Annotated in this window: 16 protein-coding genes; 9 read left to right on the forward strand and 7 right to left on the reverse strand. The window is 39.7% G+C overall.

Going from position 1 to position 17,978, the window contains the following annotated elements:
* The coding region (locus tag AC5YCD_RS14940) for a transposase family protein (protein WP_496130783.1) at positions 1–385 on the reverse strand (385 nt) is incomplete at its 3' end.
* 356 nt (positions 386–741) lie between these two features.
* On the opposite strand from AC5YCD_RS14940, the gene AC5YCD_RS14945 reads away from it, so the two are divergent.
* On the forward strand, positions 742–1,506 hold the full coding sequence (locus AC5YCD_RS14945) for an SDR family NAD(P)-dependent oxidoreductase (RefSeq protein ID WP_496130784.1): 765 nt from the start codon (positions 742–744) through the stop codon (positions 1,504–1,506).
* 88 nt (positions 1,507–1,594) lie between these two features.
* On the opposite strand, the gene AC5YCD_RS14950 is transcribed toward AC5YCD_RS14945, so the two are convergent.
* The 5 genes from AC5YCD_RS14950 to AC5YCD_RS14970 form a co-directional block, all read right to left on the reverse strand.
* Complete coding sequence (locus tag AC5YCD_RS14950) at positions 1,595–3,178, reverse strand: rhodanese-like domain-containing protein (RefSeq protein WP_496130786.1); 1,584 nt, start codon at positions 3,176–3,178, stop codon at positions 1,595–1,597.
* 15 nt (positions 3,179–3,193) lie between these two features.
* The gene (locus AC5YCD_RS14955; protein ID WP_496130787.1) at positions 3,194–3,745 is read right to left on the reverse strand and encodes a cysteine dioxygenase family protein; all 552 of its coding nucleotides are present in this window, start codon (positions 3,743–3,745) and stop codon (positions 3,194–3,196) included.
* Between the two features lies 1 nt (position 3,746).
* Positions 3,747–4,736, reverse strand: coding sequence for an ABC transporter substrate-binding protein (locus tag AC5YCD_RS14960; RefSeq protein ID WP_496130788.1), 990 nt, complete (start codon positions 4,734–4,736; stop codon positions 3,747–3,749).
* A gap of 28 nt (positions 4,737–4,764) precedes the next feature.
* On the reverse strand, positions 4,765–5,868 hold the full coding sequence (locus AC5YCD_RS14965) for an LLM class flavin-dependent oxidoreductase (RefSeq protein ID WP_496130789.1): 1,104 nt from the start codon (positions 5,866–5,868) through the stop codon (positions 4,765–4,767).
* Between the two features lie 91 nt (positions 5,869–5,959).
* Positions 5,960–6,856 carry a LysR family transcriptional regulator gene (locus AC5YCD_RS14970; RefSeq protein ID WP_496130790.1) on the reverse strand — a complete coding sequence of 299 codons (897 nt, stop codon included), beginning with the start codon at positions 6,854–6,856 and terminating at the stop codon, positions 5,960–5,962.
* Between the two features lie 456 nt (positions 6,857–7,312).
* Between AC5YCD_RS14970 and AC5YCD_RS14975 the strand changes: the two genes are divergently transcribed.
* The 8 genes from AC5YCD_RS14975 to AC5YCD_RS15010 all read left to right on the forward strand — a co-directional run bounded on the left by AC5YCD_RS14975 (position 7,313) and on the right by AC5YCD_RS15010 (position 14,304).
* The gene (locus AC5YCD_RS14975; RefSeq protein WP_496130791.1) at positions 7,313–8,074 is read left to right on the forward strand and encodes a methionine ABC transporter ATP-binding protein; all 762 of its coding nucleotides are present in this window, start codon (positions 7,313–7,315) and stop codon (positions 8,072–8,074) included.
* Between the two features lie 2 nt (positions 8,075–8,076).
* Positions 8,077–8,742 (forward strand): methionine ABC transporter permease, encoded by a 666-nt coding sequence (locus tag AC5YCD_RS14980; protein ID WP_122902261.1) that lies wholly within the window; start codon positions 8,077–8,079, stop codon positions 8,740–8,742.
* A gap of 20 nt (positions 8,743–8,762) precedes the next feature.
* The gene (locus AC5YCD_RS14985; RefSeq protein WP_496130794.1) at positions 8,763–9,962 is read left to right on the forward strand and encodes an acyl-CoA dehydrogenase family protein; all 1,200 of its coding nucleotides are present in this window, start codon (positions 8,763–8,765) and stop codon (positions 9,960–9,962) included.
* A 34-nt stretch (positions 9,963–9,996) separates the two neighbouring features.
* Entirely contained in the window at positions 9,997–10,824 is an 828-nt protein-coding gene (locus AC5YCD_RS14990) for a MetQ/NlpA family ABC transporter substrate-binding protein (RefSeq protein WP_496130795.1), read from the forward strand.
* Positions 10,825–10,870: 46 nt separating this feature from the next.
* On the forward strand, positions 10,871–11,716 hold the full coding sequence (locus AC5YCD_RS14995) for a MetQ/NlpA family ABC transporter substrate-binding protein (protein ID WP_496130796.1): 846 nt from the start codon (positions 10,871–10,873) through the stop codon (positions 11,714–11,716).
* Complete coding sequence (locus tag AC5YCD_RS15000; RefSeq protein ID WP_496130797.1) at positions 11,716–13,080, forward strand: LLM class flavin-dependent oxidoreductase; 1,365 nt, start codon at positions 11,716–11,718, stop codon at positions 13,078–13,080. Before AC5YCD_RS14995 ends, AC5YCD_RS15000 begins: the two co-directional genes overlap by 1 nt.
* A gap of 3 nt (positions 13,081–13,083) precedes the next feature.
* A complete protein-coding gene (locus AC5YCD_RS15005; protein ID WP_496130798.1) occupies positions 13,084–13,590 on the forward strand; it encodes an acyl-CoA dehydrogenase family protein in 507 nt (168 codons plus the stop codon).
* A gap of 180 nt (positions 13,591–13,770) precedes the next feature.
* Complete coding sequence (locus AC5YCD_RS15010; RefSeq protein WP_496130799.1) at positions 13,771–14,304, forward strand: acyl-CoA dehydrogenase family protein; 534 nt, start codon at positions 13,771–13,773, stop codon at positions 14,302–14,304.
* Between the two features lie 199 nt (positions 14,305–14,503).
* Here AC5YCD_RS15010 and AC5YCD_RS15015 read toward each other — a convergent pair whose 3' ends face one another.
* Positions 14,504–17,974, reverse strand: coding sequence for an Ig-like domain-containing protein (locus tag AC5YCD_RS15015; protein ID WP_496130800.1), 3,471 nt, complete (start codon positions 17,972–17,974; stop codon positions 14,504–14,506).
* Positions 17,975–17,978 lie beyond the last annotated feature (4 nt).

Consider the following 17,978-nt stretch of genomic DNA (forward strand, 5'->3'; position numbering starts at 1 on the left):
TTTTCGGGCGTTCGATTGAACATTCTGTCGCATCAATAATGACCCAGTTAAAGTGTTCTTCTGCTGTGGTTATGCTTCGTTTTGGCAGGGTAAAACGTCTTGATTTCATCAATGCATCTTCAACCTTTTTAATGGTTCGATTCACATTACTTTCAGCGATATGGTAATTTGCCGCTAATTCCAGTTGAGTACTATAGTTGCGTAAGTAATTGAGAGTTAATAACAACTGATCCTCTATATCTAAAGTATGCGGTCGACCTGATTTCTTTTTGAGTGATTCTGCTTTTTCTAGAACCTCTACCATTTCAGTAAAAACTCGTCGAGGTACGCCAACTAAGCGTTTGAATTCAGAATCTGAAAAACGGTTTAATTTCTGATATCTCATGAAATTTATATGGAGGTGATTTTTACTTTCGCAAGAGGTCTAATATTTAGATTAAATCATCACAATTAATTATTTTTCTTCTTGATAACTTAAATACTGCCAATAGACAGCTTGATTTTTTGAAAAATTGTTAATAGTACACAAAAAATTTATAAAATCGCACATAAGATGACTAGTTTTTAAGTTTGAATGGTAATTCACTTATTAAGTTAGCCATCTTTCTTTCACCTAATTATTTTCCATGATTCAGGTCAATTACAAAATTTCTATAACTCTGTTCTGCGATTTAGTGAATTAAGCCTTAGACTGCATATAACTCAATATCACAATAATAATTCACGATCAGGTTAAATCACATGTCAAAACAATATTTAGAATTTCAGGATACTGTCATATTGATTACCGGTGCTGCAAGTGGCTTAGGCGCCGCACTAGCACATTCACTGGGGCAACACGGTGCTAAGCTGGTTTTAGGAGACCTGAGTGAATCAGGCTTAAAGCGTATCGTCTCAGATTTAACACAGCAAAATGTGCAAGTTATCTCTTCAGTTGGCAATGTTTGTGATGAAGCCTATCATCAGCAACTGGTAAATTTAGCTATATCCACATGGGGAAAACTCGATATTGCAGTCAATAATGCAGGCATTGCAACAGGGATGAAAGCCTTTACTGAAATTACCTTAGAGGAGTTTGACCATACCTTAAATGTAAATAGTAAGGGGGTTTTTCTGGGTATGAAGGCACAAATTTCGACCATGCTCAAACAACAGTCCGGCAATATTTTAAATGTTTCATCTGTAGCAGGTTTAAATGCAGCGCCAAAACTCGCAGCCTATTCAGCTTCAAAGCATGCAGTGATTGGCTTAACAAAAACTGCTGCCGTTGAATATGCTAAAAAGAATATCCGTATTAATGCGATTTGTCCGTTTTATACTGCCACGCCATTGGTCACTGAAAGTGAACTCTCTGAGAAAATTGAGTTTCTGAATATGGCTTCGCCCATGAAACGGATTGCAGAAACTGAAGAAATTATTAGCGTTATGCTGATGTTATGTTCACCACAACATACCTATCTGACTGGCCAAGCAATTGCCGTGGATGGTGGCGTGACTGCACTTTAAGCACTTGTATCTATTGGTTTTAGAAAATCAATCAATTGTAAATTGACAACCTAGCTTTATCTAAGAAGCTAGGTTTGATTTGAATGTGTTATACCACAAAGAAACCATGTGTGGCATCTTTCTTTAATTGATCAACTAAGCCAAATTCCCAATCTAAGTAAGCTTGCATAGCCTCTTTAGAATTGTCTGTGCCTTCATATGGGCGCTTGTAACGATCAATTTGTTCAGATAGAAAATTATGCTCTGTAGATAACTCAAAACCTGCTTTGACCCATGCTGCATTCCCCCCTGCCAATACATAAACTTTTTGTTGAGGACCTAAATGTGCTTGAATATCTGCCACGGCGTATTGTGCTAATAGACTTGAGCCGCAGGTCACTACAATTGCATCTTTATGAGCAAACTCAGGCTGCTGAATCACCTGCGTAACATCTGCCTTTAATAGCCATTGCGCTGTGGGTATATGACCTTTTTTATAATTAGCGGCAGTAGTAAAATCCCATATCGCAATATTTTGTTGTGCCAACAAGGTTTTTAACTGCTCAGGACTTAGTAGTTGCTCAATAGCAATGTCTGGCGTTTTAGGTTTCCAAGCACCTTGCACATTATATAAATCATCTCGCTCGTCCACCAATACCGAGACATCCCAATTCATCTGAGCAAGCCATGAACCCGTCATATAAGCACGAGTCTGCAGTGAATCTACTAACACAATACGTGCACCACGTACTGCTGCATAATGATCCGTTTCTTGCACCAACTGACCACCTGCCACCCAACGGCTATTGGCGATATGACCCTGAATATATTCTTGCTCACTGCGCACATCAAAAACATAGGTAGTGCGCGCTTTGTCTGCACGCAAGGTTTCAAGCTGTTCGAAATTAATGGTTTTTACACCTGCCTGTTCAGCAAGCTGTTGTGCATTATGACGGATCTGCTCTACTGATTCAGTCGATATATCCTGATAACTACGGGTCTGCCCTTGCTCAAGTTGTTGATCTGCCAAAGTCCAACCAATGGTGCCATTGCGTAAGGCAAAAATTTCATGCGGGATTTTGGCATTAATTAATGATTGTGTACCGATAATACTGCGGGTGCGCCCAGCACAATTGACAATAATTTGTGTATTTTCATCTTTAACTAAGCTCGGTGCACGCAAAGCTAACTCTGCACCTGGTACACTAATCCCAGTTGGAATACTCATCGTGTGGTATTCGTCAAAGCGACGTGCATCTAAAATAACAATGTTGTCATTAGCAGCAATTTTGGCCTGCAGTTCTTCCGCACTGATCGAAGGTGTGCCTTTATGGTGTTCAACCCACTCACCAAAGGCTTTGCTGGCAGAGTTGACGTCAATAAATAACTCTCCACCATCACGCTGCCATGCCTGAATACCCCCCTCTAAGACTTGAACATTTTCATAACCATATTCACTCAGCTTTTTACGAGCAGCTTCCACACGGTTAACCACATCGTCATAAATCACCACCAGCGTATCTAAACGTGGAATACGGTTATAAATTTCAATTTCTAAGCGTGACAATGAGATATTGGTAGCAAATAACGGATGATTTTGCGCAAAAATATGTTCCTCGCGTAAATCCACGATTGCAATTTCTTGACCCGCTACAAGTTGTTCACGAATTTGGTGGTAGGTGATTGTTTTCAATGTTTTTGTCCTTATTTAAATATTTGAATAACCAGAGATAAACGGTTTTGCCGTCCCGTCAGTTTGATAGGTAAAGCGTTCTACTTTGCCAATATTGGCACCATATATATGCACGCTAATTGATACACGGTTATCAAAGGCATTTTCGACCGCATGAATATCGCCTGTTTCAGGGGTAAACCAATCGGTATCGCCTGGTTTTAAATAATCAGGATTGGGTAATTTTTGAAAGCCCTGTTCGTTACGTGCATAAGCCGTTGAAATTTCTGCCCCTTCTAACACCCCAATCACCCCCCACACCTCATGATTATGAATCGGGGTCTTTTGTCCCGGTCCCCAGACAAAACTTACAATCGAAAAGCGTTCTTGTGGATCTAGATAAAGTAGATACTGTTGATAGTACTCAGGATGAGGTTGCTTAAATTCTTCACTTAACCACGTGCTACTTTGTAAGGTTTGTTTAAACGTAGGTAAAAAGTTCTCGATTAATCGCTCACCGACTAACTGTTGCTTCAAGCCTTGCTCTATGGCTTGGATTACCGGTTGTAAGGTCTCTAATTCGCTCATGTTATTTCTCTGTATTTTTCGTTTTAAAGTCACGATCGAATAAACTGGTGACGTCTATAGTTTTATTTAACAATTGATGTTTTGCATAAAAATTTGCGGTTTCTTGCGATGTTTTGACTACATCATCTGTAATTGCTGTCCAAGTTGCATTCTTACGCTGGAATGCCAAGGTTGCGGGCTCTTCTGGGATACCTGTGATACGTGAGAGCTCTTTGCCAAAAGACTCATAGTTGGCATTTACCCAAGTTTGTGACTCTTCTAAACGATAGACAAAATCTTGAATCGCACGGCGTTTTTCTGGATCATTCAGTGCTTTTTCTGTGCCTGCTAAAAATGTAAAGCCTGAATATAAACCTCGACCGTTTTCAATGATTCTAAACCCATCAATGACTTCTGCATAGGCAGTATATGGGTCCCAAACTGCCCATACATCAACAGAGCCATTGGCAACAGCAAGTTTGCCATCTGCAGGCGGCAAAAATTTAAAATAAACATCATCTGCACTCATGCCTGCACGTTCCAAGGCACGTAGTGTAATCAGTTGCCCTATTGAACCTTTATTGGCCGTCACTGTTTTGCCTTTTAAATCTTGAATCGATTTAATCGGGCTATCCTTCGGCACCAACAATGCAACCGCATAAGGGTCATAGCGATTGACTGCTATGGCTTTAGCATGACCACCATTTGCATTCGCAAAAATAAAAGGTGCATCGCCTAAATAACCAATATCAATGCCTTCTACATTTAAAGCTTCAGCGACAGGCGCTGCTGCAGGGAATTCATACCACGAAATCTTATAGTTAATTCCGTCTAGTAATTTAGACGCTTCCAATTGAGCACGCATATTGCCCTTTTGATCGCCAATTTTAAGTTCAACTTGCTGTGGTGATGCTGATGCAGCTTGTTGTTTTTCTACAGGTGCTTGCTGATCTGTACAAGCGGTCAAAGCAAAGCTCACTGCTGTAACTACACCTAACCATACTGTCTTCATATTCGCTTGCTCTTATTCTTTCATCTATTTATGCAAGTTTTTTAATCTGATCCCACTGAGTTGCTTTACTACGAATCAGCGGCAGTAACTCTTTACCATACTCAATGACATCATTCACAGGATCAAAGCCCCGAATTAAAACACTCTGGATGCCAAGCTTGTAATATTCAATAATTGAAGCGGCGACTTGTTCAGGTGTACCGACCAAAGCTGTTGAATTATGATTGCCATGCACTAAAGTCGAGATACCTGTCCATAGATTGGTGTCATAAACCTGTTGTGAGGCGAGATTCACCAGACGCTGTGCACCGACACTTTGGGCTTGTTGTTTATCTTGACGTAGACCTTTACGTTCAATCTGCTCACGACTCAGGCGATAAATATCTTGTGCTTTCTCCCAAGCTTGCGCTTCAGTAGCAGCAATAATAGGGCGAAATGAGATGTTAAAGTGCAGCGGCTGATCACGCTGTATGGTAGATGCATAGTTTTGAATGGAATGCAGTAATTCTTGTGCACCAGCAAGTGGCTCACCCCATAATGCAAATACATCTGCATGTTCAGCAGCCACTTGTAATGCTTCTTGTGAAGAACCACCAAAGTAGACAGGTATCTGAGCCTGCTGGGGTTTGATCTCAGAGAAACCATCCTTAACTTGATAGAACTGACCATCGTATTGAAATGGTGTTTGGCTATACCAAGACAGTTTAACAATATCCAGAAATTCTTTAGTACGTGCGTAACGCTCTGCCTTGGTCAGGAAATCCCCATCACGCTGTTGCTCTGGATCGCTTCCACCCGTAATGACATGCATAGCCACACGCCCACCCAATACATGATCAAGCGTGGCGTATTTACGTGCGGCAAGCGTCGGGGCAATGAACCCTGGACGATGTGCCAGTAAAAACTTGAGATTTTTTGTACTCGCGCCAGCATGTGCTGCCACTAAAAAACCATCAGGTTGATCTGACCATTGCCCGATTAAAACACGATCAAAACCAGCCTGCTCATGCGCTTGGGCAAAGCGCGCAATATAGTCTGCATCAAACACAGGACCTGTCGCAGGGATGGTTTCAGAATTCAGGCGGTGCCCGATCATACCTAAAATTTGGATTGTCATTTTAATTGTCATCATGCTGAAGAAGCTAAAATGACTGTAATACAATCCAAACTATGCACAAAATGAATATTTATAATAAACTAATATAAAATTAATGCATAAAAAATCAAGAAAGACTTAATTTCTCCTGAAAGCGCTGCATGATCAGTTCAAAAATTTCTACCTGTTGCTCAGTTAATGCATCACGATGTGCGTGATAAACCAACATATCTAAATTCAGCGCTTCTGTGTCAATACAGCTGAGTTCAGACCAATGCGGTTGTTGGTTAACTAACTCTTGCGCAAAAAAACCTGCACCAACGCCTTGTTGAACCAAATCGAGCTGTAAACGTGTGCCCGTAATTTCAACTTTTAAATTTAATTCCTGCTGTTGTTGAGTTAATTTTTCTTGTAAAAAATATCGAAAACCACAGCCTTCATTATTCAGCACCCAGCCGAGCTGTTGTAAATCCTGCCATGTGCTCATCCCTGATTTAGCCAAGTTTTTTGCCACCATAGGACGAATGTGTAAAGTTCCCATAATTTTAAGCGGATATTGCTTGGGTAAGTCACTCGCTTGTCGAGCATTTGCAATCAGACCATCTAACTCAGCATGATGCATTTTCTTCAGCAGATCCTTGCCCCACCCACTAATGATTTCAAGCTCAGTCTGTGGAAACTCTTGCTTTAATTGTCCTAAAATGCTCAATACACCTGATTCTAATAAGCTGTTTGGCAAGCCAATACGTAAGCTTAATTTTTCCTGATTTTGCTGGGCTACAATCTGTTTTAAGCTCTTCATTTCTGTGTCAATCACACAGCATTTTTTATAAATTTCACGTCCTTGTGCTGTAAGTTTGAGTGGACGAGTATGTCGATCAAACAATTGTACTGCACAGGCTTGTTCTAAATTTTGGATACGCCGTGTCACTGCGGGCTGGCTAATGCCTAATTGCTCTGCTGCTAAACTGGTCGATTGTAATTGTACGAAAGTGATAAAAGCTTGAATATCTTCAAATTTCATAAGTTTTTCCGTGTTGTTTACACACTATATTCGATGATGGCAATGTAAAACATCTTCCATTGTGACCTTGTTAGAAGGTCAGTCACAAGCCAGATGAGTCATCAGCTCGCTTACAACAATTTTAGCTTCATAGTTTTCTATGCTATACAACGCTCAAAATTGGCTAAAACCAGTGTTGAATTTTAAACATCATCATACCCAATATAAAAATAAATAATAAATATATTTTATTAAAATCAAGTATTTAAATACTTAACCTTTAATTTATGCCCTAGATTTGTGTTAAACAAAATCTAACAATCAATTTCAACAAAAGTGAAAACTGCTTTGAAAAATCATTATTCACTTTTTTTATATAATTTTATTATAAATATTCATTTCAAACATAATAAATTCTGTCCTAAGTTAGTTAGTAGAACAAAATATATTCATTTTTTTTATTTTTAGGACCGAATCATGATACAGCTCAAACATCTGAATAAAGTCTTCACCCAAAAGGACAGCTCATTCCAAGCTGTATCTGATGTAAGCCTGAATATTCATCAAGGCGACGTATTTGGCATTATTGGTTTTAGTGGTGCAGGTAAATCTACGCTGCTACGTATGATCAATTTATTGGAACGTCCTGATAGTGGAGAAGTCATCATTAATGGGCAGGCCTTATTGGATTTACCCAAAAGACAATTGCTCGCAACACGTAAATCAATTGGCATGATTTTTCAGCATTTCAATTTATTGACTAATCGCACCGCGTTAGAAAATATCGAATTACCGCTAGAATTTGCAAGTGTGTCTAAAGCAGAGCGTAGAAAGCGCGCTTTAGCAAGTTTAGAAATCGTAGATTTATTAGAAAAAAAAGATGCTTATCCAAGTCAACTCAGTGGTGGTCAGAAGCAACGTATTGCGATTGCACGTGCAATTGTCACTCAACCGACAATTCTATTGTGTGATGAACCTACATCCGCTGTTGATCCACAGACCAAAGAATCAATTTTGCATTACTTAAGCAAAATTAATCAGACCTTCGGTATCACCATTGTCATCGTCACCCATGAAATGCAACTGGTACACAAAATTTGTAACCGGGTTGCGGTCATGGAACAGGGTGAAGTAATTGAAGAGTTCGATTTGTCTAAACCGATTCATCAACCGGTCAAATCCATCATTTCTAAGCTCTTACTGAATGACTTAAATACACAACTCAAAGAGGCCGTCTAATCATGTACGAGAAAATTATTGCTATTTGGCCAGAAATTCAAAATGCCTTAGGTGAAACCTTTTACATGCTGTCCATTACGCTCATTCTTGGGGTGATTTTTGGAGGGATTGTCGGCACAGTTTTATATTTAACCCGTGAAGGTTCGATCTCACATAATAAGTTTTTAAATGCCTTATTAAATACTGTGGTGAACTTTATTCGTTCCTTCCCTTTCCTAATTTTAGCGATTTCGATTGTTCCTTTAACCCGCTTAATTGTTGGTACATCAATTGGTACCACAGCAGCAATTGTGCCAATGACGATTAGCTGCATCCCTTACTTTGCGCGTTTTGTAGAAGCAGCACTGCTTGAAGTCAATCGTGGGGTCATTGAAGCAGCTGAAGCTATGGGAGCGACCAAATTCCAAATCGTACATAAAGTTTTATTCTCTGAAGCACGTGCGGCGATTGCCAATTCCATCACCATTGTTGCAGTGAGCTATTTCTCATATTCAACCATCGTTGGCATTGTCGGTGGCGGGGGTATTGGTGATTTTGCGATTCGTTATGGTTTCCATCGCTTTGAAACTGACATTCTCATTTTTACAGTCTTTATCATCATCTTAATTGTTCAAGTGATTCAGTTTACAGGGAATTATCTAGTTAAGCGTCTAGATAAACGTATTTAAAAAAATAGAGATAGCAATCAATGAACATAAAATTGAGTCATGCGCCTCTCGCTTATCATCAGCGTCGAGAATTTTTAGACCTGATTGCAGAAGTTAAAGCAGATTTAGCCGCACGGGATGCCCAAGGTGAACAGGCACCTACAACGATTATTGAATATTTAAAAGCACAGAAAATTGGTGCCCTACGCCTACCTAAGACACACGGCGGTCGAGGTCTAAGCATTGAAGAGTTATTTGCAGTCATTATTGAATTAGGTGATGCCGACTCAGAAGTCGCACATATTTTTCATTCACATTTTCAATTTACTGAAGATGTCCTCAAACATCCTGACCCAAGCTACCGTGCACTCTGGTTTGAACGTATTGCTCAAGGTGCCATGATCAGTAATGCCCTCGCCGAACCATCAAGTAACACGGTCGGTAATGGTCAATTGCTGACCCATATCATCAGTCAAGACCAGCAACTTTATTTAGAGGGTAAAAAATACTTCACCACTGGTACCTTGCATGCAGATTATGTCTTGGTATGGGCAAAAAGTCATCTCGGGCAGCTCTGTCATGTGGTGGTACCCACCACTCGTCAAGGGGTCACGATTCAAGATGATTGGTTAGGCATCGGACAACGCTATACCGCCAGTGGTACGACGACTTTTAGTCATGTACAGATTCATGAGCATGAAATTCGTTGGGTACAGCCTGAAGCACGTGTGAATAAACCTTTCGCACAGCTTTATATTCAAGCCATTATTGCAGGGCAAACCAAAGCGATCGAAGCGCGCGCAGCCGAATTACTACACAACCGTAAACGCTCTTTTAGTTACGGTTCGACAGAGGATGCATCGCAAGAACCTCTATTCTTAGAAAAAGTCGGTGAAATTAGTGCACTGGCCTTTTTAATTGAACAAGGCATTTTAAAAGCAGCACGTTCACTCGATCGTGTGTTTGCCGCTCTGAATCAACCTGACTATGAGGCACAGCTCAAGTCCGCTGCCATTGAAACAGCCAAAGTCAAAGTAGCCATTGATCCGCTGGCACTCAAAGCCGCCAATTTAATGTTTGAAGTGATTGGTGCCTCTGCAATGGGTAAAGATACCTTGAATGATCGTTACTGGCGCAATATCCGCACATTATCGACCCACAACCCTGTCAGTCTAAAAGCCAAGGTATTGGGCGATATTTTAGTAAATCATCAAGATGTGCCCAATATTGGCTACTTTTAAATTCATCATTTAAATAAAAAAAATAGGAATATTTATGTACGCGCGCGCACTTTACTTCGGTATTCTATCTACCACACTCGCTTTAGGCATCACCGCTTGTTCAAAGTCAGAGCAAAAGACTGCTACTCCAGCAGAGACCAAAGTGGTCACATTATTAACACGTGATAATCCGCCTTATCCTCAAGTGGCAGAATATGTACGTGACAAAGTCAAAGCTCAAAATATTGAACTTAAAATTAAGTATGCCAATGATGGGTTAATTCCCAATCGATCAGTCGCTGAAAAAGAAAGTGATTTAAATTACTTCCAACACAAATATTATATGCAATCCGCGAAGGAACTGAATGGCTGGGATCTGGTGCCGATTACCTCTACATTCAATGGAATGTTCGGCGCCTATTCACCTAAATATAAAAATCTTCAGGATTTACCTGTTAAAGCCAAAGTTGTCATTCCATCTGATCCATCCAACGGTGGCCGTGCTTTGAATCTATTGGCACGTGCCAATTTAATTGAACTTAAACCGCATACAGGGGCTAAAACCAGTCTCAAAGATATTACAGCGAATCCAAAACAATTACAGTTCATTGAAGTAGAACATGCTTTGGTGCCTGTGAGTTTTAAAGATAATGATTTAGCCATTATGGCGGGGGCTTATACCATCCATGCAGATTTATTACCTAAACGCGATGCAATTTATTTAGAACAAGACAATAGTGAATATGACAGTGTCTTGGTTGCAAATAGTCAATCTGCTAATCGCCCTGAAGTTCAAGCAGTAAAAGCCGCTTTTATTGCAGCAGATACGCGTGAATTCACCTTAAAAAATTATGCCGATACTGTGACTTGGCCTGAGCGCTAAGCCTCTTTACTTGTTCTATATCTCTATATTATTGAATGAAATCCATATGAAAAAAACCTACGCTACCCTTATTAGCACATTTGCTGTTTCTACAGTACTCGGCCTGACAGCATGTTCCAACAACAGTAATGAAGCGCAAAGCAATACTGCTAAGGATGTTGTGACCATTGTCGCAACAGACACCAAGCCTTATTCAAGCTTAATGGAGCAAGCGAAAAAAGATTTACAAGCACAAAATATTGACCTGCAAATCACCTATATGAGCGATCCTTTAAGTATTAATCGCGTTGTCGCTGAAAAACAGTATGATCTTAATTACTACCAACACGAAGCCTATTTAGACTCAGTACGTTTTAAAAATAAATGGGATCTCGAGCCTATTTCCTATACCTTTAATACCATCTTTGCTGGTTATTCAAGCAAATATAAGTCACTTGATGAATTACCAACAGGTGCTATCGTCAGCGTACCTGGTGACCCAGCCAACAATGCACGTGCTTTAGAATTATTGGCAGATGCCAAGCTGATTACCTTAAAACCCCATGCCGAAGATTATCAAGTCAGCCAACGTGATATTAGCAGCAACCCAAAACAACTGAAGATTGTTGAAGTTGAACAGCCAATGTTACCCACAGCTTATAAAGATTCTGACTTAACAGTGATTACTGGCGTGTATGCAGACCGTGCAGGTTTAGTCCCAAATCGCGATGCGTTGATTAAAGATAAAGCTGCCAAACAATGGACAGCAGTGTTAGTCGCGAATTCTGAATCTAAAAAAAAACCAAGTGTGGCCAAAGTTAAAGCATATTTTGATTCACCAACTGCTTATGACTTCATTCAAAGCAATTACAGCCAATTTGTGATTTGGGATAAGCAGCAGGGAGCACAATAATGTCTAAAAAATACATTCATTTAAATGCCTTTGAGATGAATACCGTCAACCATATGGCACATGGACTTTGGGCACACCCTGAAGATCAACGTATTCATTATAAAACAGCCAATTACTGGATTAAATTGGCGCAATTCCTAGAAAAAGGCTGCTTTGATGCCCTTTTCTTAGCCGATATTGGCGGTGTTTATGAGCCTTATGCAGGCTCGTATAAAGCAGCGGTCAAACGTGGCATGCAATCGCCAATTAATGATCCCTTTATTAATGTTGGGCTAATGCTTGGCGTTACCGAACATTTAGGTTTTGCGGTAAGTGCATCAACGAGTTATGAGGACCCTTTTAATTTAGCACGACGCTTTTCGACCTTAGACCACCTCTCTAATGGTCGTGTAGCGTGGAATGTCGTGACTTCTGCCCTTGAAGCAGCAGCACTGAATCATGGTCATGATGCGATTATCCCCCATGATAAACGCTATGAAATTGCAGATGAATTTTTAGAGGTATGTTATAAGCTTTGGGAGCATAGCTGGGAAGAGGATGCGGTACAAGCCAATCGCGCAGCACATATTTATGCCGATCCAGATAAAGTCCATACGATTGATCATGTAGGACCTTACTTTAAAGTACGTGGTCCACACGCGTGTGAACCGTCTACACAAAGAACACCTGTGATTTTTCAGGCAGGCTCATCAACCACAGGGAAAAATTTTGCAGCCAAACATGCAGAAGGTGTCTTTATCGCCGGTCAAGAGCCAGATAAACTGCGTCAAACGGTAAAAAGTATCCGTGAATCTGCATTAGAACAAGGTCGTGAAGCAAATGATATCAAAGTATTTGCTTCACTCACGATTGTAGTCGGCCACACACATGAAGAAGTCCAAAACAAATTAAAAGACTACCAACAATATTTCCTCCCTGAAGCTTCTTTTATCCAGTTTTCAGGCAGTACCGGCATTGATCTTGCCAGCTTGAATGATGACGAGCTGTTTGGACAACGCCATTCTGAAGGCAATCAATCGACTGCTCAGCTGTATAGCCATAAAACCGCTTATACGGTAAAGAATATCAAAGATGAGTTATCTAAATTTGGTGCGCGTACTTTATTGGTTTTAGGGACACCTGAAGAAGTGGCAGACCAAATTGAAGAGCTGGTCGACTATATCGATCTTGATGGTTTTAATGTTTATCAAGCCATTACACCAGCAACCCTAGAGGATGTGGTGGAGTTAGTGATTCCTGAATTACAAAAACGTGGCCGATATCGAACACATTATCAAGACACCTCGTTCCGTGATCGTCTTTTCCGACAAGGCGATAAACTTTCACCACGCCATATCGCACATAAAAAATATACCGAGGCCTAAATCATGACAGCACTCATGCATCCCCATTTAACTCAAAATAACTACCGCTTTGTGAACAGTAGTGCTTTTCAAGATTATCTGACTTTCTTAGTAAGCGATGCCCAAGCACGTCTGGCACAAGGCGGTCACGGTCCATACCAAGCTGTGGCACGCTTTAAAGAACTCAAATTCGGAACTTTACGCTTACCAGAAGCACTTGGGGGCTATGGCATTGGTATTGAAGAACTATTCAAAGTATTAATTTCACTGGCAGAATATGATAGCGACTTACCACAGATTTTAAGAGCACATTTTCAACTCACTGAAGAAATTTTAAGATCGGAAAATGCTGATTTTAAAGCCTATTGGGTCAATGAAATCTTAAATGGCAAAATTATTGGTAATGCCTATACAGAACCCGCAGGTCAAGAAGTCTTGGGCGATGGCCAATATCACACCAAGCTCAAAGCGATTGATGCAAAGCATTTTGAAATTAATGGCACGAAGATTTTCTCTACAGGCACGCTTTAAAGCGATTATGTCGCAGTACGTGTTAATGATGCAACTGGTGCCAATCTCTCCGTCATTATTCCCACAGATCGTGAAGGTGTAGAACGTATTGATGATTGGGATGGAATTGGTCAACGCTTTACAGCCAGTGGCACCACGTTATTTAGACATGTAAAAGTGTATCCTCATGAGCTCAATCACGTGCCTGTTGAACAAGTGAAATTCAAACCGTTCACACAACTGTTCTTGCATGCTGTCATTGCGGGTAATGTCAATGCCATTGCGCGTGAAGCAGCACATCTCGTACGTAGCCGTAAACGTACATTTGCCTATGCCTTTCATGCAGATCCAAAACAAGATCCATTGTTATTAGAAAAAGTGGGCGAAATTGCTGCAACGGCCTATATCATTGAACATGCTGTTTTAAAAGCCGCACAAGCCCAAGATCGTGCCTTAGCCACCACTCAACATGGCATCACAGATTATCACTTAAGTCATCAAGCTTCTTTAGAGGCAGCAATGGTGAAAGTAGCGATTGAACCTTTGGCACTTAAAGCAGCTGCAGAGCTTTTTGATGTGACAGGAGCATCGTCAACCAGTCAAAAATATCATTTAGATCGTTACTGGCGTAATATCCGTACCTTAAGCTCACATAATCCAACTAAATTTAAAGGTGCTCATATTGGTCAGCATTTAGTGAACGACGTTGATATTCCGCATAATCCTTACTTCTAAAACACTCCACTTCGTTCAAGAAAAAACCGCCTTAAGGGCGGTTTGCGATCTTAATAAAATTTATTTCAAACCACCTCATCATCAGGATCAGGCATTTTTTGAATTTTGTTGCTAGCATCTACTTGCCACTTATGTGTAATTAAAGTTTAGAACTAAACAAAAAGCCTCTGTAGTCACAGAGGCTTTTTGTGAGTTTAACTTATATTATATTTGAAGATTGCATCAGCAAATCATCCCAAATATTAGTAGTAAGATGAGTGCTCTCAACGTTCATATCCATAAATGCAGACATTTTAGAGTTAGATGCTGAGTTTATTTCTGCCTCGCTCATAAAATCTGTCATATATGATTCATGCTTTGGTTCTTCAGCAATAAAGTCATTTATCACTCGCGTATCACTCGTAGAATAAGAACTTGTTGCAAACAAGTTATAATCTTCTTCAATATCTAAAACATAAGCGAGAGTAGCTTCTTCACTCAATGAGTCAACTTGAGGTGCATTGACTTTGTTTAAGATAGTTTCACGATCCCAAATTGTACCGTCATTGAATTCAATTGAAGTAATGCCATATCCCTCATAAATACTTAAGTCCGAAAACTGATACGAGACACGTATTGGGGAACTATAGCCTTCAATATAAATTTCTAAATCACTTCTATTTTGCTTTAGAGTGATCTCATTCTGATAATACCCTGTCAGTTTCAAAATATTATTATCTACATCTGATCGGTAATCATGAATACCTAAAAGCTGATATATATCATCATATATATCCTTTCTATCGAATACGTATGTATCACTATCGACTCCACCTTCTAAGCGAACATTCTTTCCACCTTGTGAGTTCAGAATATCATCGCCTTCACCGCCCTCTAAGATATTTCCAAAACCACCACCCCGCAGAATATCGTTACCATTACCACCATATAAATAGCTATTAGGTGCCTTTGATTGAATATAATCATCCCCATCATTACCATAAATGGTAGCACTTTCTTCAATAACCAAATGGTCTTCGCCTGATGTCCCTTCAATACGATTTGTGAGTTTCTTAATGATTGTTTCTCTGTCCCAAATTGTGCCATCATCAAATTGAATCGCACTAATTCCATAATGTTTATAAATTTCTAAATCTGATAAATGATAATCTACATGTATAGGCTTTTCATAATCAATTAAATAGACTTCCAAAGTGCTCCCCAGTTGCTTCAGCACAACCTCATTTTCACTATATCCTTTCAATATCAAAATATTATCTTCAATATTTGATCTGTAGTCATGAATAGTAAGCAATTGGTTTACATCTTTATAGATATTATTTCTATCAAAAAAATATATATCGTTACCGTTACCACCTCTTAATACTGAAGTCGTACCTCCTTGAGCATTTAAGATATCATCACCTTCTTCACCATAGAGGAAGCTTTGACCACCTCCACCAAGCAAAATATCGGATCCTGAACCACCATAAATCCAATCAGTAACCTCTGTACCTTTTAAAATATTAATTTCATAGGTATCTGTAGGCTTGTAAGTATCTTTCGCCAATCCAATATTAAAGATTTTCTCCGCCTTATTTCCTGCTATATCTGTTGAGATCACTTTATATTTAGCTGAATCCCAACCTACTGTATTATTTAGCTTAACTGTCTGCCATTCACCATTTACCCATTGGTAAACCTCATATGCATCTGTTGGTGCATTAACAATAACTTGGTCATTTTTTGCATCATAACTAAATACAGATTTCAACTCAGATGCCGTCAAATCAAATGTAATGGTTTTAATATCAGTGTAGCTTTCATTTCCTCCAAAATCAGTTACTTTCGCTCTAAAGCTGTATGTACCATCATCAAAGAAATTAGATCCATCACCCAAATGATTAAATTGACGATCAAATTTAATCCACGTCATACCGCCATCTGTTGAATACTGATACTCAACTAAGCTATTTAATTCATTACCTTGAATCGCTAAATCAAACGATGTGTCATTTGTAATACCATCAGTATTTGAGATGCCAGAATCTTCAAAATCAGTAAACGTCAATTCACCTGCAACAGGTGGTGTAATATCCGTAGTGATATAAATCTGATAATCACTTTGGCTTTGACCATCTACACTGATAATTTCAATATTGAGCTGATCATTTAGCCCTTTCGCATCTAAACCAGACTGAGACCATCCTGACTGATATGTGTAAGAACCATCAGCTTTTAATATGAGATGACCATGCTCTGTTGGGTATGTAATTAATTCAACATTGCCCTGACCATTTTCAACTCGGATTTCCTGATCACCTACTCTTAAAATATAGCTTGCTGGCGCTGAAATTCTTCCGTTTGCATCAGCAAAAATGTTTCCTGAAACAGCTTCATAACCATTAAATTCTACTGAAGTGACATCTACTGTTTGTTGAACATTTAAATTTATTGTAGAACTCGAAGCATTCAGACTCAATGTCAACGAATAACTGCCTTTCGATAAGTTCTCAGCAATAATTACTTGTTTATTACTAGATCCAAGACTTGAAATAGAGGAGGAACCACTAGAACTGTATCCAGTGCCAATCAAAGTATAACTATAACTACCGCTAATTCTTCCAGAATAGTTTGTCAAATCAATGAGAATTGATCCACCAGTACCTGTAATATCAAAGTTAAACGTCTGCTTTGCTATACTTCCATAAGAAGAATAAATATCACTGATTTGTGTTTGCTTCTCAACTTTATTCACAAACTGCTCATTTAATTCAAAATCCACATGACCACTTTGAAGATTCGCAATCGGTGCATATATGTTTTTGACTAAAGCATTGTTTGCCTTATCAGTTGCTACAACATCAAACTTTTCACCATTGCTATAAGCCTTGTCTAGACTCACGCTGTACTTGCCAGTTGCATCTGCTACAGCAGTACCAATGATTTTACCATTGTAGCTTACTGCGACTGTCGCACCAGCTTCAGTGGTACCCGTCACTGTCTTGTTATCTGCAGCCAATTCTTGCGTCAAGGTCGCAGGTGCTGTCGTATCAGGCGCTACAATTTCATTTGGCTGGGTTGCATTACCTGCTTGATCAGTAGAAACAATATTTAGCTTCTCACCATTGCTATAAGCCTTGTCTAGACTCACGCTGTACTTGCCAGTTGCATCTGCTATCGCAGTGCCAATGACTTTACCGTTATAGCTAACTTTGACTGTCGCACCAGCTTCAGTGATACCTGTCACTGTCTTGTTATCTGCACCCAATACTTGCGTCAAGGTCGCAGGTGCTGTCGTATCAGGCGCTACAATTTCATTTGGCTGGGTTGCATTACCTACTTGATCAGCAGAAACAATATTTAGCTTCTCACCATTGTTATACGCTTTATCCAAAGTGATGCTGTACTTACCATCAACATTTGCCACAGCAGTTCCGATCACTTTGCCATTGTAGCTAACTTTGACTGTTGCACCAGCTTCAGTTGTACCTGTCACTGTTTTGTTATCTGCAGCCAATACTTGCGTTAAGTTCGCAGGTGCTGTCGTATCAGGCGCTGTAATTACATTTGGCTTGGTTGCATTACCTGCTTGATCAGTTGCCACAACATCAAGCTTTTCACCATTGCTATAAGCCTTGTCTAGACTCACGCTGTACTTGCCAGTTGCATCTGCTATCGCAGTGCCAATGACT

It is taken from the genome of Acinetobacter sp. CY05 (genome assembly GCF_059515805.1).

Coding starts and splice junctions, on each gene's coding strand:
- AC5YCD_RS14980 (WP_122902261.1), top strand. CDS start 8,077: ATGTACGAGAAAATTATTGCTATTTGGCCAGAAATTCAAAATGCCTTA.
- AC5YCD_RS14965 (WP_496130789.1), bottom strand. CDS start 5,868: ATGATGACAATTAAAATGACAATCCAAATTTTAGGTATGATCGGGCAC.
- AC5YCD_RS14970 (WP_496130790.1), bottom strand. CDS start 6,856: ATGAAATTTGAAGATATTCAAGCTTTTATCACTTTCGTACAATTACAA.
- AC5YCD_RS15000 (WP_496130797.1), top strand. CDS start 11,716: ATGTCTAAAAAATACATTCATTTAAATGCCTTTGAGATGAATACCGTC.
- AC5YCD_RS14945 (WP_496130784.1), top strand. CDS start 742: ATGTCAAAACAATATTTAGAATTTCAGGATACTGTCATATTGATTACC.
- AC5YCD_RS14990 (WP_496130795.1), top strand. CDS start 9,997: ATGTACGCGCGCGCACTTTACTTCGGTATTCTATCTACCACACTCGCT.
- AC5YCD_RS15005 (WP_496130798.1), top strand. CDS start 13,084: ATGACAGCACTCATGCATCCCCATTTAACTCAAAATAACTACCGCTTT.
- AC5YCD_RS14985 (WP_496130794.1), top strand. CDS start 8,763: ATGAACATAAAATTGAGTCATGCGCCTCTCGCTTATCATCAGCGTCGA.
- AC5YCD_RS14995 (WP_496130796.1), top strand. CDS start 10,871: ATGAAAAAAACCTACGCTACCCTTATTAGCACATTTGCTGTTTCTACA.
- AC5YCD_RS14960 (WP_496130788.1), bottom strand. CDS start 4,736: ATGAAGACAGTATGGTTAGGTGTAGTTACAGCAGTGAGCTTTGCTTTG.
- AC5YCD_RS14975 (WP_496130791.1), top strand. CDS start 7,313: ATGATACAGCTCAAACATCTGAATAAAGTCTTCACCCAAAAGGACAGC.
- AC5YCD_RS14955 (WP_496130787.1), bottom strand. CDS start 3,745: ATGAGCGAATTAGAGACCTTACAACCGGTAATCCAAGCCATAGAGCAA.